Origin of the sequence: Streptomyces sedi, from assembly GCF_006335015.1 — a bacterium.
Taxonomy (GTDB): Bacteria; Actinomycetota; Actinomycetes; order Streptomycetales; family Streptomycetaceae; genus Streptomyces; species Streptomyces sedi.
Genome location: NZ_VDGT01000013.1, coordinates 168,709 through 192,843, shown reverse-complemented (window position 1 = coordinate 192,843; position 24,135 = coordinate 168,709). Strand labels below are relative to the sequence as shown.

Genomic DNA, 24,135 nt, shown 5'->3' with positions numbered 1-24,135 from the left:
CCTTACAGCTTCATCAGACTGGCGTCGTCAACCGAGGCCGAGTGACGGGAGCGGTAGACCGTGACGATGATCGCCAACCCGACGACGACCTCGGCCGCCGCGACCACCATCACGAAGAAGGCGAGGATCTGGCCGTCGAGGTTGCCGTGCATCCGGGAGAAGGTGACCAGCGCCAGGTTGGCCGCGTTGAGCATCAGCTCCACGCACATGAACACCACGATCGCGTTCCGCCGGAGCAGCACACCGGCGGCGCCCAGGGTGAAGAGCAGGGCCGAAAGATAGAGGTAGTTCTCGGGGCTCACTTCCTGGCCTCCTCGGCGTCAGTGACGGCGCCCTCGTCGTCGGAACCCGCGCCGACGCCCTTGCCGTTGACGCCGTTCGCGCCGTTCGCCCCGCCCTCGCCCGGCTCGCCGGGGGTCTCGGCGCGGCCGTGGTGGCGGTTGGTGCGCTGCTCCAGCGCGCGCACGGCGGCGAGCGCCTCCTGGTGCACCTCGCGCACCTGGCCGCGCGCGCGGAGCGTCGGGTTGACGGTCAGCTCGGACGGGGTGCCGTCGGGCAGCAGGCCCGGCAGGTCGACCGCGTTGTGGCGGGCGTAGACGCCGGGCGCCGGCAACGGCGGCACGTGCTTGTTCTCGCGGATGCGGGCCTCGGCCTGCTCGCGCTGCGACTTGGCGCGCTCCAGCCGCTCGCGGTGGGTCATCAGGGTGGCGCCCACGGCGGCGATGGTCAGCAGCACGCCGGTGACCTCGAAGGCCACCACGTAGCGGGTGAACAGCAGCGAGGCCAACCCCTGGACGTTGCCCTCGGAGTTGGCCTGCGCCAGCCCGGTGAACGAGCCGGTCGACGCCTGCCCGATGCCGGCGACCAGCAGCAGCCCGAGCCCGAGCGCGCAGGCGGCGGCGAGCAGGCGCTGGCCCTTGAGCGTCTCCTTGAGCGAGTCCGTCGACGAGACGCCGACGAGCATCAGCACGAAGAGGAAGAGCATCATCACGGCGCCGGTGTAGACGACGATCTGCACCATGCCGAGGAAGTAGGCGCCGTTGGCCAGGTAGAACAGCGCCAGGATGACCATCGTGCCGGCGAGGCAGAGCGCGGAGTAGACCGCGCGCCGCATCAGCACGGTGCCGAGGCCGCCGAGCAGCGCGATCGGGCCCAGGACCCAGAACTGCGCGGCCTCACCCGTGGAGGTGGAGGTCTCGGCGGCCAGGGAGGCAAGGGTGCTCATGGCCGCACCTCCGAGGGTCCTTCGCCGGCGGCCGGGTCGGTCAGCCGGGACGCCGCCGCCAGCGCGTCGTCCGCCTCGCGGTCGTCCTCGGGCGTCTCGCCCTTGGAGTAGGCGACCTGGCGCACGGTGCCCTGCGCGGCCTCGGTGACCTCGCCCCGGTAGTAGGACTGCTCGTCCGTGCCCGGGTACATCGCGTGCGGGGCCTCGACCATGCCGTCCGTGAGGCCGGACAGCAGCTCCTCCTTGGTGTAGATCAGGGAGGCGCGGGTGCGGTCGGCCAGCTCGTACTCGTTGGTCATCGTCAACGCGCGCGTGGGGCAGGCCTCCACGCACAGCCCGCACAGGATGCAGCGCAGGTAGTTGATCTGGTAGACGCGGCCGTAGCGCTCGCCCGGGGAGTAGCGCTCCTCCTCGGTGTTGTCCGCGCCCTCCACGTAGATCGCGTCGGCGGGACAGGCCCAGGCGCACAGCTCGCAGCCGATGCACTTCTCCAGCCCGTCCGGGTGGCGGTTGAGCTGGTGACGGCCGTGGAAGCGGGGCGCGGTCGGCTTCTTCTCCTCCGGGTACTGCTCCGTCAGCCGCTTCTTGAACATCGACTTGAACGTCACGCCGAAGCCGGCCACCGGGTTGTGGAACTCAGGCATCGTCGCCCTCCTTTCCTTCGGTCGTGAGGGCCGCCTTCTCCTCGGCGGTCTCACCGCGCTCCGCGCGCGAGGGGCGTCGGGGCACCGGTGGCAGGGTCTGTCCCGGCAGTGGTGGCACGGGGTAGCCGCCGGCCATCGGGTCGAACGGCTCCTCGGTCTCGGCGGCCTTCCCCGCGTCGCCGCGCCGTTCGGAGCGGTCCCGCAGGAAGTCGATGACCAGCGAGACCAGCAGCAGCGTCAGCACGCCGCCGGCGACCCACAGGACGATGTCCTGGAAGTCGTAGTCCTCGTTCTGCATCGCGCGCACGGTGGCGACCAGCATCAGCCAGACCAGCGCGATGGGGATCAGGACCTTCCAGCCGAGCACCATGAACTGGTCGTAGCGGACGCGGGGCAGCGAGGCGCGGATCCAGATGAAGAAGAAGATGACCGCGACGAGCTTGAGCGTGAACCAGAGCATCGGCCACCAACCGGAGTTGGCGCCCTCCCAGAAGCTCAGCGGCGCGGGTGCCCGCCAGCCGCCGAGGAAGAGGGTGACCATCAGGGCGGAGACGGTGACCGTGTGGATGTACTCGGACATCATGAAGAAGGCGAACTTGATGGACGAGTACTCGGTGAGATACCCGCCGACCAGGTCGCCCTCGGACTCCGGCATGTCGAACGGCGGGCGGTGCGCCTCGCCGACCATCGCGATCATGTAGATCAGGAACGACACCGGCAGCAGCACCATGAACCAGCGGTCCTCCTGCGCGGCGACGATGCCCGAGGTGGACATGGAGCCGGAGTAGAGGAAGACGGCGGCGAAGCTGAGGCCCATGGCGACCTCGTAGGAGATGATCTGCGCCGTCGCCCGCACGCCGCCGAGCAGCGGGTAGGTCGAGTTCGACGACCAGCCGGCGAGCACGGTGCCGTAGACCGCGATGGCCGCCGTGGCCAGCACGTAGAGCAGCGCGACCGGGAGGTCGGTGAGCTGGAGCACCGTCTGGGTGCCGAAGATGCTCACCGGGTCGTCGGCCGGGCCGAAGGGGATCACCGCGATGGCCATCAGCGCCGGGATGGTGGCGAGCATCGGCGCGAGGACGTAGAGCACCTTGTCGGCGCCCTTGACGATGATGTCCTCCTTCAGCATCAGCTTCACGCCGTCGGCCAGCGACTGGAGCATCCCCCAGGGGCCGGCGCGGTTGGGGCCGATGCGCAGCTGCATCCAGCCGAGCACCTTGCGCTCCATCACGATGCTGATGAGCACGGTGCCCAGCAGGAACGCGAAGCAGAAGACGGCCTTGATCAGGATCAGCCAGAACGGGTCCTGCCCGAACATGGACAGGTCCGACTCCTCGGCCAGGCCCTGGGCCAGGGTCCCTGCACGCATCACGCGTTCACCTCCTCGGTGGCCGGGGAAGCGGCCGAGGTCTGGGCGGCGACCCGGACCAGCTCGCCGGGACGGGCGCCCAGGTCCTGGTAGGCGCCGCCACCAACGGAGTTGAGGGGCAGCCAGACCACACGGTCGGGCAGCTCGTCGGTGACCCGCAGCGGCAGGGTCACGGTGCCGGCGGGGCCGGTGACGGTGAGGTGGTCGCCGGTGGCGACGCCGGTCTCCTCGGCGGTGGCCGGGGAGAGCCTGGCCTCGGCGGCGTGCCGGGTGGCCTTCAGCGCGTCGTCGCCCTGCTGCATCAACCCCTGGTCGAGCAGCAGCCGGTGGCCGGCGAGCACGGCCTCGCCGGCCCCCGGCCTCGGCAGGTCGGCGGGCGTCGCGGTGGGCCCGAGCGGCAGCGCGCCGCGCCACTCGCCCAGGCCGTCCAGCTCGGCGCGGAGCGTCGGCAGGTCGGGCAGGCCCAGGTGCACGTCGAGCGCGTCGGCCAGCATCTGGAGCGCGCGGGCGTCGGGAACGGTCTGCCGCCTGGTCATCTGGTCGGGCTTGATCGCGGCGGCGAACGGCCGGGCGCGGCCCTCCCAGTTGAGGAAGGTGCCTTCCTTCTCCACGACGGCGGAGACCGGCAGCACCACGTGGGCGCGGTCGGTGACCTCGGAGGGGCGCTGCTCCAGGCTGAGCAGGAAGCCGTCGGCGGCGACCGCGTCCAGCGCGGCGCGGGCCCCTGCCGGGTCCGGCAGGTCGGCGATCTCGACGCCGGCCACCACCAGGGCGGCCAACTCGCCGCCGGCGGCGGCTTGGACGATGCCGGCGGTGTCCCGCCCGGCGGCCTCGGGCAGGGCCCGCAGGCCCCAGGCGGCGGCGATCTCGGCCCTGGCTTCGGCGTCCGACTCGGGCCTGCCGCCGGGCAGCAGCCCGGGCAGCGTGCCCGCCTCGATGGCGCCGCGCTCGCCGGCGCGGCGCGGGATCCACACCAGCCGGGCGCCGGTGGCCGCCGCGGCGGCGACGGCGGCGGTGAAGCCGCCGGAGACGCCGGCCAGCCGCTCGCCGACGACGATCAGCGCGCCGGACTCGCGCAGCGCCTCGGCGGCCTGGCGGCCCTCGGCGCCGAGCGCCGGGTCCGAACCGGCCAGCGCCTCCAGCCAGTCGGTCTCGGTGCCGGGCGCGGCGGGCAGCAGCGTGCCGTTGGTCTTGGCCAGGCCGCGGGTGATGTGGCTGGCGACGGAGAAGATCCGCTGGCCGTGCTTGCGGTGGGCCTTGCGCAGCCGCAGGAAGACGCCTGGCGCCTCCTCCTCGGACTCGAAGCCGACCAGCAGCACCGCCGGCGCCGCCTCCAGGGAGGCGTAGTCGGTGCCGGCGCCGTCGAGGTCGACGCCGTGGCCGGCGACCTGGCTGGCGAGGAACGCGGCCTCCTCGGCGCTGTGCACGCGCGCGCGGAAGTCGACGTCGTTGGTGCCGAGGGCGACGCGGGCGAACTTGCCGTAGGCGTAGGCGTCCTCGACCGTCAGCCGGCCGCCGGTCAGCACGGCCGCCGAGCCGCGCGCGCCGGTCAGCCCCTCGGCGGCGGCGCGCAGCGCCTCCGGCCAGCTGGCGGGGGTGAGTTCACCGGTCTCGGCGTTCCGCACCAGCGGGGTGGTCAGCCGGTCGGGGCGCTGCGCGTAGCGGAACCCGAAGCGGCCCTTGTCGCACATCCACTCCTCGTTGACCTGCGGGTCGTCGGCGGCGAGCCGCCGCATGACCTTGCCGCGGCGGTGGTCGGTGCGGGTGGCGCAGCCGCCGGCGCAGTGCTCGCAGACGCTGGGCGAGGAGACCAGGTCGAACGGGCGGGCGCGGAAGCGGTAGGCGGCCGAGGTGAGGGCGCCGACCGGGCAGATCTGGATGGTGTTGCCGGAGAAGTAGGACTCCAGCGGGTCGCCCTCGCCGGTGCCGACCTGCTGGAGCGCGCCGCGTTCCAGCAGCTCGATCATCGGGTCGCCGGCGACCTGGTTGGAGAAGCGGGTGCAGCGGGCGCAGAGCACGCAGCGCTCGCGGTCGAGCAGCACCTGCGCGGAGATCGGCACCGGCTTGGCGAAGGTGCGCTTGACGCCGTCGAAGCGGGTCTCGGCCTCGCCGGTGGACATCGCCTGGTTCTGGAGGGGGCACTCGCCGCCCTTGTCGCAGACCGGGCAGTCCAGCGGGTGGTTGATCAGCAGCAGCTCCATGACGCCGCGTTGGGCCTTCTCGGCCGTCTGCGAGGTGAGCTGGGTGCGGACGACCATGCCCTCGGTGCAGGTGATGGTGCACGAGGCCATCGGCTTGCGCTGGCCCTCGACCTCGACGATGCACTGCCGGCAGGCGCCCGCCGGGTCGAGTAGCGGGTGGTCGCAGAACCGGGGGATCTCGATGCCGAGTTGCTCGGCGGCCCGGATCACCAGGGTGCCCTTGGGTACGGAGATCTCGATGCCGTCGATGGTCAGGGTGACCAGATCGGTCGGGGGCGGCTTGGGCTGCCCACCACCGTTCTTGGCGTCGGTGGTGACCGTCATGCGTTCACCTCCTGGTGGGTTGCGCTGTCCGACCAGGCGGTGGACTTGGCGGGGTCGAAGGGGCAGCCGCGCTCGGTGATGTGCTGTTCGTACTCGGCGCGGAAGTACTTGAGCGAGGAGAAGATCGGGCTGGCCGCGCCGTCGCCGAGGGCGCAGAACGACTTGCCGTTGATGTTGTCCGCGATGTCGGCGATCTTGTCGAGGTCGCTCATCAGGGCCTTGCCGGCCTCGATGTCGCGCATCAGCTGGACGAGCCAGTAGGTGCCCTCGCGGCAGGGGGTGCACTTGCCGCAGGACTCGTGGGCGTAGAACTCGGTCCAGCGGGTGACGGCGCGGACGACGCAGGTCGTCTCGTCGAAGCACTGGAGCGCCTTGGTGCCGAGCATGGAGCCGGCGGCGCCGACGCCCTCGTAGTCGAGCGGGACGTCGAGGTGCTCGTCGGTCAGCAGCGGCGTCGAGGAGCCGCCCGGCGTCCAGAACTTCAGCCGGTGGCCGGGGCGGATCCCGCCGCTGAGGTCGAGGAGTTCGCGCAGGGTGATCCCGAGCGGCGCCTCGTACTGGCCGGGCCTGGCGACGTGTCCGGAGAGGGAGTACAGCGTGAAGCCGGGGGACTTCTCGCTGCCCATCGAGCGGAACCAGTCCTTGCCCTCGGCCATGATGGCGGGAACCGAGGCGATGGACTCGACGTTGTTCACCACGGTGGGGCAGGCGTAGAGCCCGGCCACGGCGGGGAAGGGCGGGCGCAGCCTGGGCTGGCCGCGTCGTCCCTCCAGGGAGTCCAGCAGCGCGGTCTCCTCGCCGCAGATGTAGGCGCCGGCGCCGGCGTGCACGGTGATCTCCAGGTCACCGCCGTCGCCGAGGGCGCCCTTGCCCAGGTAGCCGGCGGCGTGTGCCTCGGCGACGGCCGACTGGAGCCGCCGCAGCACGGGCACGACCTCGCCGCGCAGATAGATGAAGGCGTGGTTCGAGCGGATCGCGTGGCAGGCGATGATGATGCCCTCGACGAGGGAGTGCGGGTTGGCGTAGAGCAGCGGGATGTCCTTGCAGGTCCCGGGCTCGGACTCGTCCGCGTTGACGACGAGGTAGTGCGGCTTGCCGTCGCCCTGCGGGATGAACTGCCACTTCATCCCGGTGGGGAAGCCGGCGCCGCCCCGGCCGCGGAGGCCGGACTCCTTGACGTAGGCGATGACGTCGTCGGGGGCCATCTCCAGCGCCTTGGCCAGGCCCCGGTAGCCGCCGTGGCGACGGTAGACGTCGAGGGTCCAGGACTCGGGCTCGTCCCAGAACGCGGAGAGCACCGGTGCCAGCAGCTCCCGCGGGGACTCCTGCTTGACGTCGTCGGTGGTCACGGTCATCACTCACCCTCCTCGGCGGCGGGCCCGGCGGGGTTGGCCGGGTCCGAGGCCGAAGTCTGCTGGGGGGCGTCATGGGAGCTGGGGTGCCGGGCGGGCTCCTCGGAGTCCGGCACGTCCGGGTCCCTGGGGGCGACGACCACGCGCGGGCCCTCCTGCCCCTTGGCCAGCCGGAGGCCGGCGAGGGACGCCTCGCCGGCGCTGCCGCCGGCGGCGACCGCGCCGGGCCGCTCGTCGGGGAAGCCGGCCAGGACGCGGGCGGTCCGCTTGAAGTCGCAGAGCGGGGCGCCCCTGGTGGGGACGACCTCCTCACCGGCGCGCAGCTGGTCGACGAGGCGCTTGGCGGACTCGACGGTCTGGTTGTCGAAGAACTCCCAGTTGACCATCAGCACGGGTGCGAAGTCGCAGGCCGCGTTGCACTCGATGTGCTCCAGCGTGACCTTGCCGTCCTCGGTGGTCTCGTTGTTGCCGACGCCGAGGTGCTCCTGGAGCGCCTCGAAGATGGCGTCGCCGCCGAGCACGGCGCAGAGCGTGTTGGTGCAGACGCCGACCTGGTAGTCGCCGGAGGGGCGGCGCCGGTACATCGAGTAGAACGTGGCGACGGCCGTCACCTCGGCGGTGGTCAGCCCGAGCACGTCGGCGCAGAACCGCATTCCGGTGGCGGTGACGTAGCCCTCCTCCGACTGCACCAGGTGCAGCAGCGGCAGCAGCGCGGAGCGGCTGTCCGGGTAGCGGGCGACGACCTCGGCGGCGTCGGCCTCCAGCCTGGCCCGGACGTCGTCCGGGTAGGGCGGCGCGGGGAGTTGGGGCATCCCCAGGGATACCCCGTGGCCCTCAGCGGTGGCGGTCATCGGTCAACGCCTCCCATCACGGGGTCGATGGACGCCACCGCGACGATGACGTCGGCGACCATGCCGCCCTCGCACATCGCCGCCATGGACTGGAGGTTGGTGAAGGACGGGTCGCGGAAGTGCACGCGGTAGGGACGGGTGCCCCCGTCGCTGACCATGTGCACGCCCAGCTCGCCCTTGGCGGACTCGACCGCCGTGTACACCTGCCCGGCCGGGACCCTGAAGCCCTCGGTGACGAGCTTGAAGTGGTGGATCAGGGCCTCCATGGAGGTGCCCATGATGTTCCTGATGTGGTCGAGCGAGTTGCCCATGCCGTCGGGGCCGACGGCGAGTTGGGCGGGCCAGGCGATCTTCTTGTCGCCGACCATGACGGGGCCCGGCTCCAGCCGCTCGATGCACTGCTCGATGATCCGCAGCGACTGGCGCATCTCCTCCAGGCGCAGCAGGAAGCGGCCGTAGGAGTCGCAGGTGTCGGTCGTCGGCACCTCGAAGTCGTAGTTCTCGTAGCCGCAGTACGGGTCCGACTTGCGCAGGTCGTGCGGGAGTCCGGCGGAGCGCAGGATCGGCCCGGTGGCGCCGAGCGCCAGGGCGCCGGCGAGGTCGAGGTAGCCGACGTCCTCCAGGCGGGCCTTGAAGACCGGGTTGCCCGAGCAGAGCTTGTCGTACTCCGGCAGGTTCTTGCGCATGGTCTTCACGAACTCGCGCAGCGCGTCGATCGCGCCGGGCGGCAGGTCCTGGGCGAGACCGCCGGGGCGGATGAACGCGTGGTTCATCCGCAGGCCGGTGATCAGCTCGAAGACGTCAAGACAGTACTCGCGGTCCCGGAAGCCGAAGATCATCACCGTGGTGGCGCCCAGCTCCATGCCGCCGGTGGCGATGGCGACGAAGTGCGAGGAGAGGCGGTTCAGCTCCATCAGGAGCACCCGGATGACGCTGGCCCGGTCCGGCACCTCGTCGGTGATGCCGAGCAGCTTCTCCACGCCCAGGCAGTACGCCGCCTCGTTGAAGAACGGCGTCAGGTAGTCCATGCGCGTGACGAACGTGGGGCCCTGGGACCAGGTGCGGTACTCCAGGTTCTTCTCGATCCCGGTGTGCAGGTAGCCGATGCCGGCTCGCGCCTCGGTGACCGTCTCGCCGTCGATCTCCAGGATCAGCCGCAACACCCCGTGGGTCGAGGGGTGCTGGGGGCCCATGTTGACGACGATGCGCTCGTCGTCGGCGGACTCGACGGCGGCGGCGAACTCGTCCCAGTCGCCGCCGGTGACGGTGTAGACCGGGCCTTCCGTGGTCTCCCTGGCCTCGGCCGGCCGGGTGGCGTGTGTGGTCATCAGCTGTACGACCTCCGCTGGTCGGGTGCCGGGATCTGGGCGCCCTTGTACTCGACGGGGATGCCGCCGAGCGGGTAGTCCTTGCGCTGCGGGAAGCCCTGCCAGTCGTCGGGCATCATGATCCGGGTGAGCGCGGGGTGTCCGTCGAAGATGAGCCCGAAGAAGTCGTAGGCCTCGCGCTCGTGCCAGTCGTTGGTCGGGTAGGTCTCCACGACCGACGGCAGGTGCGGGTCGCTGTCGGGCACGCTGACCTCCAGCCGGATCAGCCTCCCGTGGGTCAACGACCGCAGGTGGTAGACCGCGTGCAGCTCGCGGCCCGCGTCGCTCGGGTTGTGCACGGCGCTCACGCCGGTGCACATCTCGAAGCGGAGCGCCGGGTCGTCGCGGAGGGTGCGGCAGACCACCGGCAGGTGCTCGCGGGCGATGTGGAACGTGACCTCGTCCCGGTCGACCACCGTGCGCTCGACGGCCTCGGCCGGGTCGACGCCCTGCTCCTCCAGCGCGCCCTCCAGCTCGTCGGCGACCTCGTCGAAGTAGCCGCCGTAGGGGCGCTGGCTGGCGCCCGGCATCCGGACGGTGCGGTCGAGGCCGCCGTAACCGCTGGTGTCGCCGCCGTTGTTGGCGCCGAACATGCCGCGGCGGCGGGCGATGGGCTCGCCGCTGTCGCCCTGGGTGGCGGGGAGGCCGCTTGTGCTCGTGTTCTCGTTCACGTGGCCGTCGTCGCTCACCGCAGCAGGCCCTTCATCTCGATGGTGGGCAGGGCGTTGAGCGCGGCCTCCTCGGCCTCGCGCGCGGCCTCCTCGCGGTTGACGCCGATCTTCTCCTCGCGGATCTTCGCGTGCAGCTTGATGATCGCGTCCATCAGCATCTCGGGGCGCGGCGGGCAGCCCGGCAGGTAGATGTCCACGGGAACGACGTGGTCAACGCCCTGGACGATCGCGTAGTTGTTGAACATCCCGCCGGACGAGGCGCAGACGCCCATGGAGATGACCCACTTGGGGTTGGCCATCTGGTCGTAGACCTGGCGGAGCACCGGCGCCATCTTCTGGCTGACGCGGCCGGCGACGATCATCAGATCGGCCTGGCGGGGCGAGCCGCGGAAGACCTCCATGCCGAAACGGGCCAGGTCGTAGCGGCCGGCGCCGGTGGTCATCATCTCGATGGCGCAGCAGGCCAGTCCGAACGTGGCGGGAAAGATGGAGGACTTCCTGGCCAGGCCGGCCATCTGCTCCACCGTGCTGAGCAGGAACCCGCTCGGGATCTTCTCTTCGAGGCCCATGTCTCAGTGCCCTTCCTCGCGTCGCTCGCGTCGTGGTCGTCGTCGGGGAGTACTCAGTCCCACTCCAGTCCTCCCCGTCGCCAGTCGTAGGCGTAGGCGACGCCGATCAGGCCGACGAAGACCAACATCTGGACGAGGCCGAACATCCCCAGGGCGTCGAAGTGCACGGCCCACGGATAGAGGAAGACGATCTCGATGTCGAAGATGATGAACAGCATCGCCGTCAGGTAGTACTTGACGGGAAAACGGCCGCCACCGGCCGGCTGCGGGGTGGGCTCGATGCCGCACTCGTACGCGGCCAACTTGGCGCGGTTGTACCGCCGGGGGCCGACCAACGCGGCGGTGACCACGGAGAAGACGGCGAATCCCGCTGCTAGGGCCCCAAGTACGAGGATCGGCACATAGGCGTTCACGCCACCTCGCTCCTTCCAGTCGTCGGCGACTGCGCTACCACGAAGATCATCGCTATGTGAGTCAGTTCACAAGGCTGTGGAGCATCCTATGCCCGGACCCCTGTGACCTTCGACACGGGGTCACCCATGAAGTTTGTGATCTCTCCCACCCGCCCATTTCCCTCAACGGGCCCCACGGGCGGACTTTTCACTCAACGTCGCGGCATGGCGACCATGCGCTGACTACTCGGGGTATCTGACGACGTGGAGGGCGGTTCGGAGGCCGGTCGCTTATCACTTGCTGTAGCGGCCAAGCAAATTCGCGAAGGGGATGCCGCGGTGCTAAACGGCTGGTCGCCGGGGCTCACGCCGACAACCCACCTGGCCGGTGCGGCACCGTAGTCGCCCTCGCCCCGCCACCAATGCACCGCGCAGTTCCCCGCGCCCCCAAGCCGCCCACCGGCCTGAAGGGGCGCGGGGAACTGCGCGAGCAACCACCCACCGGGCTCACGCCGACACCCCACCCAGCCATGCACGTGAGTAGTCGACCAACCCCCGCCACCCAGCATTCGCGCAGTTCCCCGCGCCCCCAAACAGGCCGTCACCGGCCACAGGTGAACCCGCACCCGACCCACCACGCCAGCCCCACCCAGGGGCGCGGGGAACTGCGCGAGCAACCACACACCGGGCTCACGCCGACAACCCACCCAGCCATGCACGTGAGTAGTCGACCAACCCCCGCCACCCAGCATTCGCGCAGTTCCCCGCGCCCCCAAGCAGGCCGCCCACGGCAGTGCAGGGGCGCGGGGAACTGCGCGAGCAACCCAACGCCGGGGCGAGGACGACGCCCCGCCCCGGCCGGCAAGGCCCCCGCGTCGCAGACATAGGGTGATCCCACGTGTCAGACATAACCCTCACCACCGCCGTCGTGCTGTGCGTGGTCGCCGCGCTCGCCGGCTGGGTGGACGCGGTCGTCGGGGGCGGTGGGCTGCTGCTGCTCCCCGCGCTGCTGCTCGGCCTACCGGACAGCTCCCCCACCTACGCCCTCGGCACCAACAAGGCCGTCGCCGTCACCGGCACCTCCATCGCAGCCGTCACCTACGCCCGAAAGGCGCCGCTCGACCGGCCGTTGGCCTGGCGGCTCGCCGGGCTCGCGCTGCTCTCGGCGGCGGGTGGCGCGCTCTTCGCCTCCGCGGTCAGCAAGGAGGCGCTGCAACCGCTGATCATGGTCGTGCTGTTGACCGTCGCCGGCTTCGTCGTCTTCCGGCCGCGCTTCGGCCTCGGGGACGAGGGGGCCGCACCGGCGCCCACGCGTGCGCGAAGGGCCCTCGCGCTGCTGGTGGTCGGCGTGGTCATCGCCTTCTACGACGGACTGATCGGCCCCGGCACCGGCACGTTCCTGGTGATCACCCTGGTGGGGCTGCTGGGCATGTCGATGCTGCGCGCGACGGCCACCGCGAAGATCGTGAACGTCGGAACGAACCTCGGCGCGCTGGCGGTCTTCGCGGGGAACGGCACCGTGCTGTGGCAACTCGCCCCGGCCATGGCCCTGTTCAACATGGCGGGCGCCTGGGCCGGCGCGCACATGGCGCTGCGCAGGGGCAGCGGCTTCGTCCGGGCCGTACTGCTGGTCGTCGTCACGGCGTTGGTCGCGCGACTCGCCTACGACCAGTGGTGGAGCTGACACCGTCGCGTACCACGGGCGTGAGGTCCGCCACAGCGCGAATCGGTAACGAGTGGGCAACATTGATCCCCGTGCGCCGCCGTGCTAGCCGGGTGACGGTTCTTCGAAAAACCGACAATCAGCAGGACAGCGCTGCCAATTGGCCGGAAAGATCAACTTCCCGGCGAACCGACACTTCGGGCATATGCACTCTCAACTCGACGCGTACACGCCGAGTGTGGCCGAAACAACAGTGATTGAGGGGAAAGGCCGCCTACTGATACCCGTTGGGCCATGTCCCCAATCCGTTACCGAGGTCGGCACCGCAAGCCCCGGCCCTCCCGCACCAGCGGCCTGCGCCTGATTCGCGGCGGCGTCCTCACCGGCGTGGTCGGCACCGTCGCGGTGACCGGCGCCGCCACCCCCGCCTCCGCGAACGAGCGACCCGCCGAGTCCACCGGCGAACTCCCCGTCGTCAGCTCACCCCTGGCCGGCAGCAGCACCCTCGCCGCCCAGGCGACCGAGGACCTGGCCACCCACACCGCACAGCGCCGCGCCGTCGACTCCGCGCAGGAGCGCGCCATCGTCGCCGCCCAACGCGCCGCCGCCGAGCAGCGCGAGGAGGCGGAGGAGCGCGCGGCGGCCGAGGCCGCGGCGCGCGAGGCAGCCGAACGCGCCGAGGCCGAGGAGGCAGCGGCGGCGGCCGAGGAGGCCGCGTCCGCCGAACCGGCGGCCGAGGCCGAGGTCAGCACGCTCTCCGCGCCCGCGCCCTCCGGCGGCGCCGGGGCCGTGCTCGACTTCGTGCGCGCCCAGATAGGCGACGGCTACGTCATGGGCGGCACGGGCCCCGACAGCTGGGACTGCTCGGGCCTGATGCAGGCCGCGTTCGGGCAGGCGGGCGTCTCGCTGCCCCGCGTCTCGGGCGCCCAGGCGACCGCCGGCACCCAGGTCTCCCTCGACGCGCTCCAGCCCGGCGACATCCTGTGGTGGGGTTCCAGCGCGAGCAGCGCCTACCACGTGGCCGTCTACACCGGGAACGGCACGTTCATCGGCGCGCAGAACCCGTCGACGGGCGTCGTGGAGCGCGACCTCGGCTACGACTCCCCCGCCGGCGCCGTGCGCGTCCTCTGACGCAGGCCACGGCGGAACGCGCGACGGCCCGGCAGGACCCCTCGGGTGTCCTGCCGGGCCGTCGCGCGCGACCCCGCCGTGCGTTCAGGCGCGGGGCGTGAGCTTGGTCAGGCCGTTGATGACGCGGTCGGTCGCGTCACCGCCCTGCGGGTCGGTCAGGTTCGCCAGCAGCTTCAGCAGGAAGCGCATCAGCATCGGATGGCTCAGCCCGCGCTCGGCGGCGACCTTCATGACCTTGGGGTTGCCGATGATCTTCACGAAGGCGCGGCCCAGCGTGTAGTAGCCGCCGTAGGTCTCCCGCAGCACCTTCGGGTAGCCCAGCAGCGCCAACTCCCGCTGGTGCGGGGTGGCGCGCGCCAGCGCCTGGCTGATCACCTCGGCGGCGATGTGGCCGGACTCCATGGCGTAGGCGATGCCCTCGCCGTTGAACGGGTTCACGAGCCCGCCGGCGTCGCCCACCAGCATCAGCCCGCGCCCGTAGTGCGGCTTGCGGTTGAACGCCATCGGCAGCGCGGCGCCTCTGATCGGGCCCGTCATGTGCTCGGGGGTGAACTGCCAGTCCTCCGGCATCCCCGCGCACCAGGCGCGCAGCACCTCGCGCCAGTCGAGGTCGCGGAAGGCCGGCGAGCTGTTGAGCACGCCCAGGCCGACGTTGGAGGTGCCGTCGCCCAGGCCGAAGACCCAGCCGTAGCCGGGCAGCAGCCGGTCCTTGCTGCCGCGCCGGTCCCACAGCTCCAGCCAGGACTCCAGGTAGTCGTCGTCGTGGCGGGGGCTGGTGAAGTACGTCCGCACGGCGACGCCCATCGGGCGGCGGTCGTCCCGGTGGCGGTCCATCGCCAGCGAGAGGCGGGAGGAGTTCCCGTCGGCGGCCACCACCACGGGCGCGCGGAAGCTGACCTCGCGCTTCTCGGCGCCCAGCTTGGCCTCGACGCCCACGATCCGGCCGGTGCGCTCGTCGCGGATCGGGCCCGAGACGTTGGCGCGCTGGTAGAGCCGGGCGCCGGCCTTCTCGGCCGCGTTGGCCAGCTGCTCGTCGAAGTCGTCGCGCCTGCGAACGAGCCCGTAGTTCGGATAGGCGGCCAGCTCGGGCCAGTCCAGCTGGACGCGCTGCCCGCCGCTGATGATGCGCAGGCCCTTGTTCCGCAGCCAGCCCGCCTCCTCGGAGACGTCGATGCCCATCGAGATCAGCTGCTTGGTGGCGCGCGGGGTGAGCCCGTCGCCGCAGACCTTCTCCCGGGGGAAGGCGGTCTTCTCCAGCAGCAGCACGTCGAGTCCCGCCTGGGCGAGGTGGAACGCGGTTGCCGAGCCAGCCGGCCCGGCCCCCACCACGATCACGTCGGCGGTGTGTTCTGAGGGGGTCTTCTCGGCGGTCTCAGCCACGTTCGGCTCTCCCATCGGCGGTAGAGGCAGACTGTGCGGAGTCTATTCGCCGAGCGGGCACGGTCGATGGCGACCCGGGGGCTTTCTCCCGGCTTCGCACGCCATCTCCGCGATACCCCCTCCGCCGTCCCCCTCCGCGAGGGGCGCGCGCCGGCTCACTCGCCGCCCGGCTTGAACCCCCGGTGCAACGCCACCACGCCGCCCGTCAGATCGCGCCACGCCGGCCGTTCCCAGCCGGCGGCCCGCACCCGTTCCGCCAGCGCGGGCTGGTCGGGCCAGGCCCGGATCGACTCCGCGAGATAGACGTACGCGTCCGGGCTGCTGGAGACCCGGGAGGCGACGGCGGGCAGCGCCCGCATCAGGTACTCCGTGTAGACCGTGCGGAACGGCGCCCACGTCGGATGGCTGAACTCGCAGACCACCAGCCGCCCACCGGGCCTGGTCACCCGCAGCAGCTCGCGCAGCGCGGCGTCCGGGTCGCTGACGTTCCGCAGCCCGAAGGAGATCGTCACCGCGTCGAACGAGGCGTCGGCGAACGGCAGTCGGGTCGCGTCGCCCGCGGTGAACGGCAGCCACGGCTGACGGCGCTTCCCCGTCGTCAACATGCCCTGGCTGAAGTCACACGGAACGGTGAAGGCGCCCGCCGCCGCGAACGGCTCGGACGAGGTGCCGGTGCCGGCCGCCAGGTCCAGCACGCACTCCCCCGGGCGCGGATCGACCGCCCGCACCACCGCGCCGCGCCAGCGGCGGTTCTGTCCCATCGCGAGGACGTCGTTGGTGAGGTCGTAACGGGCCGCCACCGCGTCGAACATGGCGGCGACGTCCTTCGGTTGCTTCTCCAGCGAGGCACGTGTCACCCCGCCATTGTCCCCACGGCCCCCGGCTTACTCGTTCGGGGGACATCCCCGGGCAGCGGGATGAGACTTCCGCCATCGGCCAACTACGGTGCGTGCATGACTCAGTTTCCCCGCGCGGCCCGAACGCTGCGCCTGGCCTCCCTCACCGCCACCGCGACGGGCGCCGTGCTCGCCGTCGGCGCGGGCGCCGCCTCCGCCGAGGTGCTCCCCCGCGACCCCGCCGGCGCGCTCGGCACCGCGACCGAGGTCACCGGCGGCTCCCTCCAGAGCGCCGTCGACCCGGTCCTCGACCTCCAGCTCTACCCGCTGGCCGAGACCGGCACCGACCCGTTGAGCAACACCGTGGGCACCCAGGTCGCCGACTTCCAGCCGGTCTCCACCGAACTGCTGACCGGCCAGCTCAGCGAGGGCGCCAGCACCCGCCAACTGCTCGGCGGGCTGCCGCTGCTCGGCCCGGTCCTCGCCGGCTGACCCCGCCCCGGCCCCGGCTTCGGGCCGGCGGCCCCGGCCCGAAGCCTCGGCGCCGCCGATCAGCCGGCGAACGCGTTCACCCCCGTCAACTCGGCCGAGAGCGCCCACAGCCGCTCCGCCTGCTCCGGATCCAGCGCGTAGTCCCGCACCAGCGCGGCGTCCGCGATGTCGCAGTCCTCGCAGTAGGCGCCGCCCAACCCGTCGAGCGCCGGCGAGGTCGCCGCCCACACCTGGGTGGCCGCGCCCTGCTCGGGCGTCTTGAAGTCCGGGTTCAACGCGTTCCCCTGGGTGTCCACCCAGCCGTACTCCACCATCTCCGCCAGCTCCATGTGCCGTTGCAGCGGCGTGAGGATGCCCCCGGGGTGCAGCGAGAACGCCCGCACCCCCGACCCCCGGCCCAGCCGGTCCAGCCACGCGGCGAAGAGCACGTTGGCCGTCTTGGCCTGGCCGTACGCCTTCCACTTGTCGTAGCCCTCGGCGAAGTGCGGGTCGTGCCAACGGATCGGCGAGTGCTGGTGGCCCACCGAGGAGACGGAGACCACGCGGGCGCCCCCGGCCCGGGCGATGGCCGGCCAGAGCCGGTTGACCAGGGCGAAGTGCCCCAGGTGGTTGGTGGCGAACTGGGCCTCCCAGCCCGGCCCGACGCGGGTCTCCGGGGCGGCCATGATCCCCGCGTTGTTGATGACCAGGGGCAGCACGCGGTCCGAGGCCAGGAAGCCGTCGGCGAAGCGCGCCACGCTGCCCAGGTCGGCGAGGTCCAGCTCGGCGACCTCGACGCGGTCGAGTCCTTCGAGCACCCGCCGCGCCTCGTCCGGCCGCCGCCCGGCCACCAGGACGTCCGCCCCCGCGCCGGCCAGCGCGCGGGTGGTCTCCAGCCCGAGCCCCGAGTAGCCCCCGGTGACCAGCGCCAGGGTGCCGGTGAGGTCGATCCCGCGCAGCACCTCCGCGGCGGTGGTGCGGACGCCGAACCCCGAGTCGATCCTCTGCTGTGGTGTCGTGTTCGCAGTCATGGCCGTCACGGTAGGAGTGCGAGTGCACTCCAAGTCAACGACGAATCACGGACGGTGAGCCGGGTGCATCCTGGCGCCCGGCTCACCGCACCGGAGGGTCAGGCGTCGAGGAAGGGGACCAGGGCCTCGTCCTCGTAGTCGAGATGGGCCTCCAACCGCTCCGTCAGCTCCACCACTGTGGCGATCGTCCGCTCCCGGTCGGTCCCCGGCTCCGAGACCGCCACCCTGAGCCGTTCGGTGAGTTCGGCGACGGTCCGGTGCTCCTCGATCAGCCTCCGCACGACGGGCGCCAGCTCGGGGTGACTCGCCTCGGCCGCGGGAAAGAGCATCCCCTCCTCGCCGGCGTGGTGATGGTGCAGCCCGAGGCAGAGGGTCAGGCAGTTGACCCGGAGCTGGGCGCCCAGCCCGGTCGGCTCGCCGGCCGCGATCTCCCGCCTGATGAGGGCGAGTTCGCGCCGGAACCCCTCATGGAGCCGCCGGATGGTCTCGCCGAGGGTGTCGGCCATCGGCGGCCCCGCCGCGGCGAGGGCCACCACCGGCAGCGTTCGGCCCGACCTGGTCTCGTACTCGCCCCAGCCCGGGTTGTCGGCGACCGCGCGGGCGAAGAGCCGGTCGCGTTCCTCGCCGTGCAGCACGGTCGCGTGCGCGTCGTAGGTGAACAGCCCGTTCTCGACGGTCACCTCGGGATGTTCCAGCACGTTGCGGTACCAGTCGGGGTGGTGCGGCGAGCCGCCCGCCGAGGCGATGACGAGCACCCGTTCCCCACCGTCGGGCAGATAGCCCAGCGGCGTGGTGTGCGGGGAGCCGGTACGCGCCCCTCGTGTGGTGAGAAGCAGCAACCGCCCACCCTCCAGGGGCCCCGAGACGATGCCGCCGCGCGCGCGGAACTCCTGGATTACCTGTTCGTTGAATGAGTGAGCGACACGGGAAGAAGAAGCCATACGTTGATTCCTTTGAACGAATGTGGGCAGGCCGATTTCGTCGTTTGACGCACAGGGAAGACGTCTCTTCTCGACGGCGGGCGCGAAGGCGCGCCTGGAGACAGAGGAATGCGGCAGAACGACTCAACGCCACGAAGCGCGCAGCTCAGATGGGCGCGCGACGGCGCGGAAGAAGGTTTCGAGAAAGGGCGAGGAAAGAAGAAGAGTGGGCGGGCCTCGCGCCCGCGCCGACCTCACTCGGAGGCCGGGAACCCAACTCGCTGATGGCCCATGGCCGACCCGGCAGTCACCCGGACAACTCTACGTTCGACTTCGCCGAGAGACAATCCCGGACCGTTCCGTATTTCCTCGGGCCGGCGTTCCGTCGGCCGTCGTCCGACGCACGCTCCGGCGATCACCCGCCCCTTCTCTCGCGGCATAGCCGCCCACGACGTCGCCGGGCACGGTGAGAGATCTCACACCTACGGCCCGTCAACAGTCGCGCCGGAGGGACGAATTCGGACATCCGAGGGCCAGTCAGCCCTCATCCGGTCGAAGGCGGGGACCGCTCGCCGCCCGCCCGCATGGGAGCATGACGCCCAGATGGCTTACGTTCAGCTGCCATGGAAACAGATCCTGAATTCGGCGGACCCGGCCGCCGACTGGCGGTGGCGGTGGCGTCGCTCCTCGCGGGTGCGGCGATCCTGCTCTGGCTCTGGCCCGGAGGGCTGGGCGAGGACGGACCGGTGCACGTGGTCGACGGCGCCTCCGTCGACATCTACCGGTCGATCACCGAGTGGGTCGACGGCACCCCCTCGTGGTTCGGGCACGCGCTGGAGATCGCCACCGAGGGCACGCTGATCGTGCTCGGTCTGGTGCTGGTGTGGGTCTGGTTCGCCGGTCTGCGCGCGGGCGAGGCGGGCCGTGTCGCCGGAGCGATGGCCGTGGGCGTCGGGATGCTGGCGGCCTACGGGATCAGCGAGGCGCTGAAGGTCGTGATCGAGGAGGAGCGGCCGTGCCGCGCGGTGTCCGACGCCATGGCGCTGGCCGAGTGCCCGCCCGCGGGTGACTGGTCCTTCCCCAGCAACCACTCGACGCTCGCCGTCTCCCTCGGCGTCGGCCTGGCGATCCTGCTGCCGCGGCTGGCCGTCGTCGCGCTGCCGCTCGCCGCACTCGGCGCGCTGCTGCGGGTCGCCGTCGGGGTGCACTACCCGCACGACGTGGCGGCGGGCGCCACGCTGGGCACCGCGGTCGCCGCCGCGACGCTGCTGCTGCTCGGCCCGGCCCTGGTCCGGCCGACCTCGGTGGTCTTCCGCAGATGGCTGGGGCCCGAGCGCGAGACGACCGGCCGCGCCGGGTCGGGACGGCACGCCGCCCGACCGGAACCGGCCCCCGGCCAGCCCGTTCCCCACACCCCGCGGCCGGCCGACGACCGGATCCCCGCGCACGACGAGCAGACGCTCACCCTCGGCGACCGTCCGCGCCACGGCGGGCACTGACGGCCGACGCCGCCGACGTTCCCGCGGGTACCGCCCGGGTGCGGTACCCGCGACCGCCCGCCCCCTCCCTTCCTCAGCCGTGCTACGCCGTCGGCATCACCCGCACCCCCAGCTGGGCGGCGAGCAGCGGCGCCAGCTCCACCAGCTGGCCGGGGCTGATCACCGCGCCCGCCAGCCGGTCGACGCCGCGCCCGGGCTCGAACGAGGAGAGGCCGCGCAGGTCCACGTCCCGCAGCGTGGCGCCCGTGAGGTCGGGTGAGCGCAGCTCGCAGTCGTCGAAGGAGACCCGCTCCAGGGTGGCGCCGCCGAAGTCGGGCTCGACCAGCACGCAGCCCTCGAAGGTGACGTCGACCAGCCGGGACTGCCGCAGGTTCAGATAGTCGATCTTGCCGCCGCGCACCAGCACCCGGGTGAGCCTGGCGCCGCCGCACTGCACCCCGCCCAGCCGGGCGTCGCTGATCTCCACGTCCCGCAGCTCCGCCTCGAACAGCTCGACGCCGACGCCCCGCACCTCGGTCAGCAGGCTGTCCAGCAGCCGCGCGCCCCGCAGCACCGCCCGGTCCAGCACGCAGCCGCGCAGCGCGCAGTCGAGAAACGTCGCCCCGGGCGCGAGGGCGCCGCTCAGGTCGGTGGAGACGAACTCGAACCCGTCGTAGTCCTCCTCGGCCCCCAGCCCCGCCGCCCCGTCGAAGACCTCCGGCTCGACCGGCAGCGCGAGCCGCGGGCGCACGGGCGCCCGCACCTCGCCCCCGCCCGTGCTCCTGCCGGTCCGTCCCTTGCCCGCTCCGCTCACCATGCGGCCATCCTGCCGGGCGCCACTGACAGTCGCGGTCCCGGCCGTTCCGGGGCGGCCCGAAGACCCTTGGCTTCAAGTCGACTTGAAGAAGCAGGCTGGGGGCCGTCCGTTCTCAAACGACCGAGGAAACCCATGCACGCGATCCGTCTGCACGCCTTCGGCCCGCCGGAGAACCTCTCCTACGAGACCGTCCAGGACCCGTCCCCCGGCCCCGGGCAGGTGCGGATAGCCGTGGCCGCCGCCGGGGTGCACCTGGTGGACACCGCGCTGCGCCGGGGCGTCGCGCCCGGCGGCGCCTGGCCGCGCGTCGAGCTGCCGACGGTCCCGGGCCGCGAGGTCGCCGGCACCGTCGACGCGGTCGGCGAGGGCGTCGCCGCCTCCTGGCTCGGCCAACGGGTCTCCGCCCACCTCGGCATGGCGCCCGGCGGCTACGCCGAACTCGCCGCCACCGACGTCACCCGGCTGCACCGGCTGCCCGACGGGGTGCCGGAGACCCACGCCGTCGCCGTCCTGGGCACCGGCCGGATGACGATGGGCCTGCTGCGGTTCGCCACGGTCGAACGCGGTGACACCGTGCTGGTGCTGGCGGCGGCCGGCGGGATCGGCTCGCTGCTGACGCAGTACACGCGGCACCGCGGGGCGCGGGTGATCGGCGCGGCCGGGGGCCAGGAGAAGGTCGCGACCGTGCGGGCGCTGGGCGCCGACCTCGCGGTCGACTACGACCGACCGGGCTGGACCGATGCCGTGCGTTCCGCCTTCGGCGAGCGACCGGTGCGCCATCTCTTCGAGGGCGTGGGCGGGGAGCGCGCCCGCGCCGCCCTCGGGCTGCTGGGCCGGGGCGGCGGCCATGTCGCCTACGGGGCGGCCTCGTCGGGGCTGGACGGCTCAGGGCCGCTGCTCGCCGCCCCCGAGGAACGGGCCGCCCTGGGCGTCACCTCGCGGTCCGCGCTCGGGCCGGCGCTCTTCGAGCGGATCGGCGGCGCGGAGAACCTGCGCCTGCTGGAGGAGGAGGCGCTCGCGCTGCTGTCCGAGGGCGTGTTCGCGCCGCTGACCCGCACGTTCCCGCTGGCCGAAGCAGCCGCCGCGCACCGCGCCCTGGAGGGCAGGGCCACCACGGGCAAGGTGGTCCTCCTCCCCTGACCCCGCGCCCCCGCGCCGGGGGCGGGGGCGCGGAGCGGGGGGGGTGCGGGACGCGCACGAGGGGCGCGCGTCCCGCACCGGCCGCGCTCGTTCACCCCTCCACGCGGTGTGCCTCCAACAGCACCAGCCGCTCCGGGTGCTGGATCGGCGCCCGCACGCCGACCTCGGCGAGCACCCGGCCGGGCAGCGTGACGCCCTCGCCCCACCAGGGCAGCGGAGTCAGCGCCGGCCCGCGCGACCGGTCGGCCGGCGGCAGCGGCGCGACGCGGTACAGCGCGTCGGGCGCGAGACCCGGCAGCCGCACGTTGCCGGACGGGAGCTGCACCCCGGTGGCGACCTGCGCCAGCGCGAAGACCGCGTGCCCGCCGTCCTCGGCGACCACGCCGTGCACCCACAGCGCGGGGTCCGCGTGGTCCTCGCGCACCACGCGGCCGGTGTGCAGCAACGGGCGGAGCCGCTTGTGGAGCGCGATCCACTCGGCGAGCGCGGCGCGGTCCTCCGGCGAGGCGGCGGTCAGGTCCCACTCGATCCCGAGGTGGCCGAAGAGCGCGGTGCCGGCGCGGAACTCCAGGCCGTGGGTGCGTCCCGTGGTGTGTGCCGTGGGCGCGCCGACGTGCGCCCCCATCAGCTCCGGGGGCAGCAGCACGCCGGTCCAGCGCTGGATGCGTTGACGCTCCAGGGCGTCGATGCAGTCGCTGGTCCACACCCGGTCGGTGCGTTCCAGGATGCCGAGGTCGACCCGGCCGCCGCCGGAGGAGCAGGACTCGATCTCCAACCCCGGGTGGCGGGCGCGCAGTTCGTCCAGGAGCCGGTAGACGGCGCGGGTCTGCGCGTGGACGCCGGCCCGGCCGGTGGGGCGGTGTCCCGCCTCCACCAGGTCGCGGTTGTGGTCCCACTTCAGATAGGTCAGCGCGTACTCGCCGACCAGCGAGTCGAGGCGTCCCCGCACATACGCGTAGGCCTCGGGATGGCCGAGGTCCAGCACCTGCTGGTTCCGGGACTCCGGGGGCAGCCGGTCGCCGGTCGCCATGATCCACTCGGGGTGGGCGCGGGCCAGGTCGGAGTTGAGGTTGACCATCTCGGGCTCGACCCACAGGCCGAACTCCAGGCCGAGGCCCCTGACGTACTCGGCCAGCGGGTGGAGCCCCTCGGGCCAGACGTCCTCGTCCACGTACCAGTCGCCGAGGCCGGCCCGGTCGTCGCGCCGGCCACGGAACCAGCCGTCGTCCAGCACGAAGCGCTCGGCGCCGATCTCGGCGGCGGCGTCGGCCAGCTCCTTGAGCTTGGGGAGGTCGTGGCGGAAGTAGACGGCCTCCCAGACGTTGAGGGTGACCGGGCGCGGGCCGCTCGGGTGGTGCGGCCTGGCGCGCAGATGGCCGTGGAAGCGGCCGGCCAGCTCGTCGAGGCCGTGCCGCCCGTAGCTGCCGAAGACCCACGGGGAGGTGTAGCTCTCCCCGGGACCGAGGATGATCTCGCCGGGCAGCGGCAGCTCGCCGCCGGCCAGCAGGGAGACGCCGGTGTGGGTGCGTTCGGCGAGGGAGCGGTGGTTGCCGCTCCAGCCGACGTGCAGCCCCCAGACCTCGCCCGCGCGGAAGCCGAAGCCGGTCTCGCCCGCGAGGTGCACGGTCACGGCGTCCGTGCCGGTGCGGCCCTTGCGGCCGTCCCGCAGATGGGTACCGAGGGTGAACGCATGCCGCTGCGGGGTGCGTTCGCGCAGGTGGCGGCCGGTCATGTCGAGGAGTTCGGCGGCGCGTTCCGGCACCGGGAGGGCCAGCAGCAGCCCGTCGAGGGTGAACGGGGCGGTGCCCTCGTCGGCGAGGCTGGCGAGGACGGCCCGCTGGCGCACCAGGCCGCTGGCGGTCAGCTCGATCTCCAGCCGCAGTTCGAGGGCGGCGACCACGTCCTCGGCGACGACCGTCAGCGCGCGCTCCTCGTTCACCAGGGAGGTGACGGTGAACGCGGTGGAGAAGTCGGTGCCGGCACGGTGCCCGGTGAGGCCCGGCGTTCCCTGCCAGCCGGCCGAGTGCTCGGGGACGAGGGCCAGCGGCACCACGACGTCCACGTTGTTCCAGGCGATCTGCGGGACCGCCGCGCGGGCCATGGCCGCCATCGTGTCCTGGGTCAGCTCGCCCAGGTCGGCACCCCAGTGCACGACCCGGGGCAGCCCGTCCCCCGTGCAGTCCAGCACCAGCGCGGCGCCCGCCGAGCGGAAGTTGAGGTACGACCCATCGTGCATCGACGATCCCTTGTTCGCTCATGTTGAGACGTGCGCGGTTATTTCTATGTTCGCCCGCCCCGGCGGG

At 72.4% G+C, this 24,135-nt stretch carries 22 protein-coding genes; 5 read left to right on the top strand and 17 right to left on the bottom strand.

What is annotated here, in order from left to right; genetic code table 11:
- Positions 1 to 2: 2 nt before the first annotated feature.
- The 11 genes from nuoK to FH715_RS18305 are packed head-to-tail and all read right to left on the bottom strand — an operon-like array spanning position 3 to position 10,986.
- Positions 3 to 302, bottom strand: a complete 300-nt coding sequence (gene nuoK / locus FH715_RS18355) for an NADH-quinone oxidoreductase subunit NuoK (RefSeq protein ID WP_097233142.1) — start codon at positions 300 to 302, stop codon at positions 3 to 5.
- Positions 299 to 1,225 (bottom strand): NADH-quinone oxidoreductase subunit J, encoded by a 927-nt coding sequence (locus FH715_RS18350; RefSeq protein WP_139646645.1) that lies wholly within the window; start codon positions 1,223 to 1,225, stop codon positions 299 to 301. The genes nuoK and FH715_RS18350 overlap by 4 nt, the downstream gene beginning before the upstream one ends.
- Positions 1,222 to 1,869 carry an NADH-quinone oxidoreductase subunit NuoI gene (nuoI, locus tag FH715_RS18345; RefSeq protein WP_139646643.1) on the bottom strand — a complete coding sequence of 216 codons (648 nt, stop codon included), beginning with the start codon at positions 1,867 to 1,869 and terminating at the stop codon, positions 1,222 to 1,224. The genes FH715_RS18350 and nuoI overlap by 4 nt, the downstream gene beginning before the upstream one ends.
- The gene (gene nuoH / locus FH715_RS18340; protein WP_139646640.1) at positions 1,862 to 3,238 is read right to left on the bottom strand and encodes an NADH-quinone oxidoreductase subunit NuoH; all 1,377 of its coding nucleotides are present in this window, start codon (positions 3,236 to 3,238) and stop codon (positions 1,862 to 1,864) included. Before nuoH ends, nuoI begins: the two co-directional genes overlap by 8 nt.
- Positions 3,238 to 5,763 (bottom strand): NADH-quinone oxidoreductase subunit G, encoded by a 2,526-nt coding sequence (locus tag FH715_RS18335; protein WP_139646639.1) that lies wholly within the window; start codon positions 5,761 to 5,763, stop codon positions 3,238 to 3,240. The genes nuoH and FH715_RS18335 overlap by 1 nt, the downstream gene beginning before the upstream one ends.
- On the bottom strand, positions 5,760 to 7,118 hold the full coding sequence (gene nuoF / locus FH715_RS18330; protein WP_139646637.1) for an NADH-quinone oxidoreductase subunit NuoF: 1,359 nt from the start codon (positions 7,116 to 7,118) through the stop codon (positions 5,760 to 5,762). Before nuoF ends, FH715_RS18335 begins: the two co-directional genes overlap by 4 nt.
- Positions 7,118 to 7,966 carry an NADH-quinone oxidoreductase subunit NuoE gene (gene nuoE / locus FH715_RS18325; RefSeq protein ID WP_139646634.1) on the bottom strand — a complete coding sequence of 283 codons (849 nt, stop codon included), beginning with the start codon at positions 7,964 to 7,966 and terminating at the stop codon, positions 7,118 to 7,120. Before nuoE ends, nuoF begins: the two co-directional genes overlap by 1 nt.
- Positions 7,963 to 9,297: an NADH-quinone oxidoreductase subunit D gene (locus FH715_RS18320; RefSeq protein WP_425472742.1), complete on the bottom strand. Its 1,335-nt coding sequence runs from the start codon at positions 9,295 to 9,297 to the stop codon at positions 7,963 to 7,965. The genes nuoE and FH715_RS18320 overlap by 4 nt, the downstream gene beginning before the upstream one ends.
- Complete coding sequence (locus FH715_RS18315; protein WP_246108825.1) at positions 9,294 to 10,004, bottom strand: NADH-quinone oxidoreductase subunit C; 711 nt, start codon at positions 10,002 to 10,004, stop codon at positions 9,294 to 9,296. Before FH715_RS18315 ends, FH715_RS18320 begins: the two co-directional genes overlap by 4 nt.
- Before the next feature lie 14 nt (positions 10,005 to 10,018).
- Entirely contained in the window at positions 10,019 to 10,573 is a 555-nt protein-coding gene (locus FH715_RS18310; RefSeq protein WP_139646628.1) for a NuoB/complex I 20 kDa subunit family protein, read from the bottom strand.
- Between the two features lie 53 nt (positions 10,574 to 10,626).
- A complete protein-coding gene (locus FH715_RS18305; protein WP_139646626.1) occupies positions 10,627 to 10,986 on the bottom strand; it encodes an NADH-quinone oxidoreductase subunit A in 360 nt (119 codons plus the stop codon).
- Positions 10,987 to 11,863: 877 nt separating this feature from the next.
- Here FH715_RS18305 and FH715_RS18300 point away from each other — a divergent pair.
- Both FH715_RS18300 and FH715_RS18295 read left to right on the top strand, forming a co-directional pair.
- Positions 11,864 to 12,649: a sulfite exporter TauE/SafE family protein gene (locus FH715_RS18300; RefSeq protein WP_139646624.1), complete on the top strand. Its 786-nt coding sequence runs from the start codon at positions 11,864 to 11,866 to the stop codon at positions 12,647 to 12,649.
- Between the two features lie 273 nt (positions 12,650 to 12,922).
- Positions 12,923 to 13,759 carry a C40 family peptidase gene (locus tag FH715_RS18295; protein WP_139646622.1) on the top strand — a complete coding sequence of 279 codons (837 nt, stop codon included), beginning with the start codon at positions 12,923 to 12,925 and terminating at the stop codon, positions 13,757 to 13,759.
- 84 nt (positions 13,760 to 13,843) lie between these two features.
- Here FH715_RS18295 and FH715_RS18290 read toward each other — a convergent pair whose 3' ends face one another.
- Both FH715_RS18290 and FH715_RS18285 read right to left on the bottom strand, forming a co-directional pair.
- The gene (locus tag FH715_RS18290) at positions 13,844 to 15,154 is read right to left on the bottom strand and encodes a geranylgeranyl reductase family protein (protein WP_139646620.1); all 1,311 of its coding nucleotides are present in this window, start codon (positions 15,152 to 15,154) and stop codon (positions 13,844 to 13,846) included.
- A 140-nt stretch (positions 15,155 to 15,294) separates the two neighbouring features.
- A complete protein-coding gene (locus FH715_RS18285; protein ID WP_097233156.1) occupies positions 15,295 to 15,996 on the bottom strand; it encodes a demethylmenaquinone methyltransferase in 702 nt (233 codons plus the stop codon).
- Positions 15,997 to 16,092: 96 nt separating this feature from the next.
- Between FH715_RS18285 and FH715_RS18280 the strand changes: the two genes are divergently transcribed.
- Complete coding sequence (locus FH715_RS18280; protein ID WP_139646618.1) at positions 16,093 to 16,467, top strand: hypothetical protein; 375 nt, start codon at positions 16,093 to 16,095, stop codon at positions 16,465 to 16,467.
- 59 nt (positions 16,468 to 16,526) lie between these two features.
- Here FH715_RS18280 and FH715_RS18275 read toward each other — a convergent pair whose 3' ends face one another.
- Together FH715_RS18275 and FH715_RS18270 are read right to left on the bottom strand one after the other, a co-directional pair.
- Positions 16,527 to 17,477, bottom strand: a complete 951-nt coding sequence (locus tag FH715_RS18275; RefSeq protein ID WP_139646615.1) for an SDR family NAD(P)-dependent oxidoreductase — start codon at positions 17,475 to 17,477, stop codon at positions 16,527 to 16,529.
- 98 nt (positions 17,478 to 17,575) lie between these two features.
- A complete protein-coding gene (locus FH715_RS18270; protein WP_139646613.1) occupies positions 17,576 to 18,418 on the bottom strand; it encodes a nitroreductase/quinone reductase family protein in 843 nt (280 codons plus the stop codon).
- A 602-nt stretch (positions 18,419 to 19,020) separates the two neighbouring features.
- On the opposite strand from FH715_RS18270, the gene FH715_RS18265 reads away from it, so the two are divergent.
- Positions 19,021 to 19,896, top strand: a complete 876-nt coding sequence (locus FH715_RS18265) for a phosphatase PAP2 family protein (RefSeq protein ID WP_139646611.1) — start codon at positions 19,021 to 19,023, stop codon at positions 19,894 to 19,896.
- Between the two features lie 82 nt (positions 19,897 to 19,978).
- Here FH715_RS18265 and FH715_RS18260 read toward each other — a convergent pair whose 3' ends face one another.
- Positions 19,979 to 20,692, bottom strand: coding sequence for a pentapeptide repeat-containing protein (locus tag FH715_RS18260; RefSeq protein WP_139646609.1), 714 nt, complete (start codon positions 20,690 to 20,692; stop codon positions 19,979 to 19,981).
- Between the two features lie 132 nt (positions 20,693 to 20,824).
- Here FH715_RS18260 and FH715_RS18255 point away from each other — a divergent pair, with 132 nt between their 5' ends.
- A complete protein-coding gene (locus FH715_RS18255; RefSeq protein ID WP_139646607.1) occupies positions 20,825 to 21,832 on the top strand; it encodes a zinc-binding dehydrogenase in 1,008 nt (335 codons plus the stop codon).
- A gap of 91 nt (positions 21,833 to 21,923) precedes the next feature.
- Here FH715_RS18255 and FH715_RS18250 read toward each other — a convergent pair whose 3' ends face one another.
- On the bottom strand, positions 21,924 to 24,068 hold the full coding sequence (locus FH715_RS18250; protein ID WP_139646606.1) for an alpha-galactosidase: 2,145 nt from the start codon (positions 24,066 to 24,068) through the stop codon (positions 21,924 to 21,926).
- Between the last annotated feature and the right edge of the window lie 67 nt (positions 24,069 to 24,135).

Coding starts and splice junctions, on each gene's coding strand:
- FH715_RS18350 (WP_139646645.1), bottom strand. CDS start 1,225: ATGAGCACCCTTGCCTCCCTGGCCGCCGAGACCTCCACCTCCACGGGT.
- nuoI (WP_139646643.1), bottom strand. CDS start 1,869: ATGCCTGAGTTCCACAACCCGGTGGCCGGCTTCGGCGTGACGTTCAAG.
- nuoH (WP_139646640.1), bottom strand. CDS start 3,238: ATGCGTGCAGGGACCCTGGCCCAGGGCCTGGCCGAGGAGTCGGACCTG.
- FH715_RS18335 (WP_139646639.1), bottom strand. CDS start 5,763: ATGACGGTCACCACCGACGCCAAGAACGGTGGTGGGCAGCCCAAGCCG.
- nuoF (WP_139646637.1), bottom strand. CDS start 7,118: ATGACCGTGACCACCGACGACGTCAAGCAGGAGTCCCCGCGGGAGCTG.
- nuoE (WP_139646634.1), bottom strand. CDS start 7,966: ATGACCGCCACCGCTGAGGGCCACGGGGTATCCCTGGGGATGCCCCAA.
- FH715_RS18310 (WP_139646628.1), bottom strand. CDS start 10,573: ATGGGCCTCGAAGAGAAGATCCCGAGCGGGTTCCTGCTCAGCACGGTG.
- FH715_RS18295 (WP_139646622.1), top strand. CDS start 12,923: ATGTCCCCAATCCGTTACCGAGGTCGGCACCGCAAGCCCCGGCCCTCC.
- FH715_RS18290 (WP_139646620.1), bottom strand. CDS start 15,154: ATGGGAGAGCCGAACGTGGCTGAGACCGCCGAGAAGACCCCCTCAGAA.
- FH715_RS18280 (WP_139646618.1), top strand. CDS start 16,093: ATGACTCAGTTTCCCCGCGCGGCCCGAACGCTGCGCCTGGCCTCCCTC.
- FH715_RS18275 (WP_139646615.1), bottom strand. CDS start 17,477: ATGACTGCGAACACGACACCACAGCAGAGGATCGACTCGGGGTTCGGC.
- FH715_RS18270 (WP_139646613.1), bottom strand. CDS start 18,418: ATGGCTTCTTCTTCCCGTGTCGCTCACTCATTCAACGAACAGGTAATC.
- FH715_RS18265 (WP_139646611.1), top strand. CDS start 19,021: ATGGAAACAGATCCTGAATTCGGCGGACCCGGCCGCCGACTGGCGGTG.
- FH715_RS18260 (WP_139646609.1), bottom strand. CDS start 20,692: ATGGTGAGCGGAGCGGGCAAGGGACGGACCGGCAGGAGCACGGGCGGG.
- FH715_RS18255 (WP_139646607.1), top strand. CDS start 20,825: ATGCACGCGATCCGTCTGCACGCCTTCGGCCCGCCGGAGAACCTCTCC.
- FH715_RS18250 (WP_139646606.1), bottom strand. CDS start 24,068: ATGCACGATGGGTCGTACCTCAACTTCCGCTCGGCGGGCGCCGCGCTG.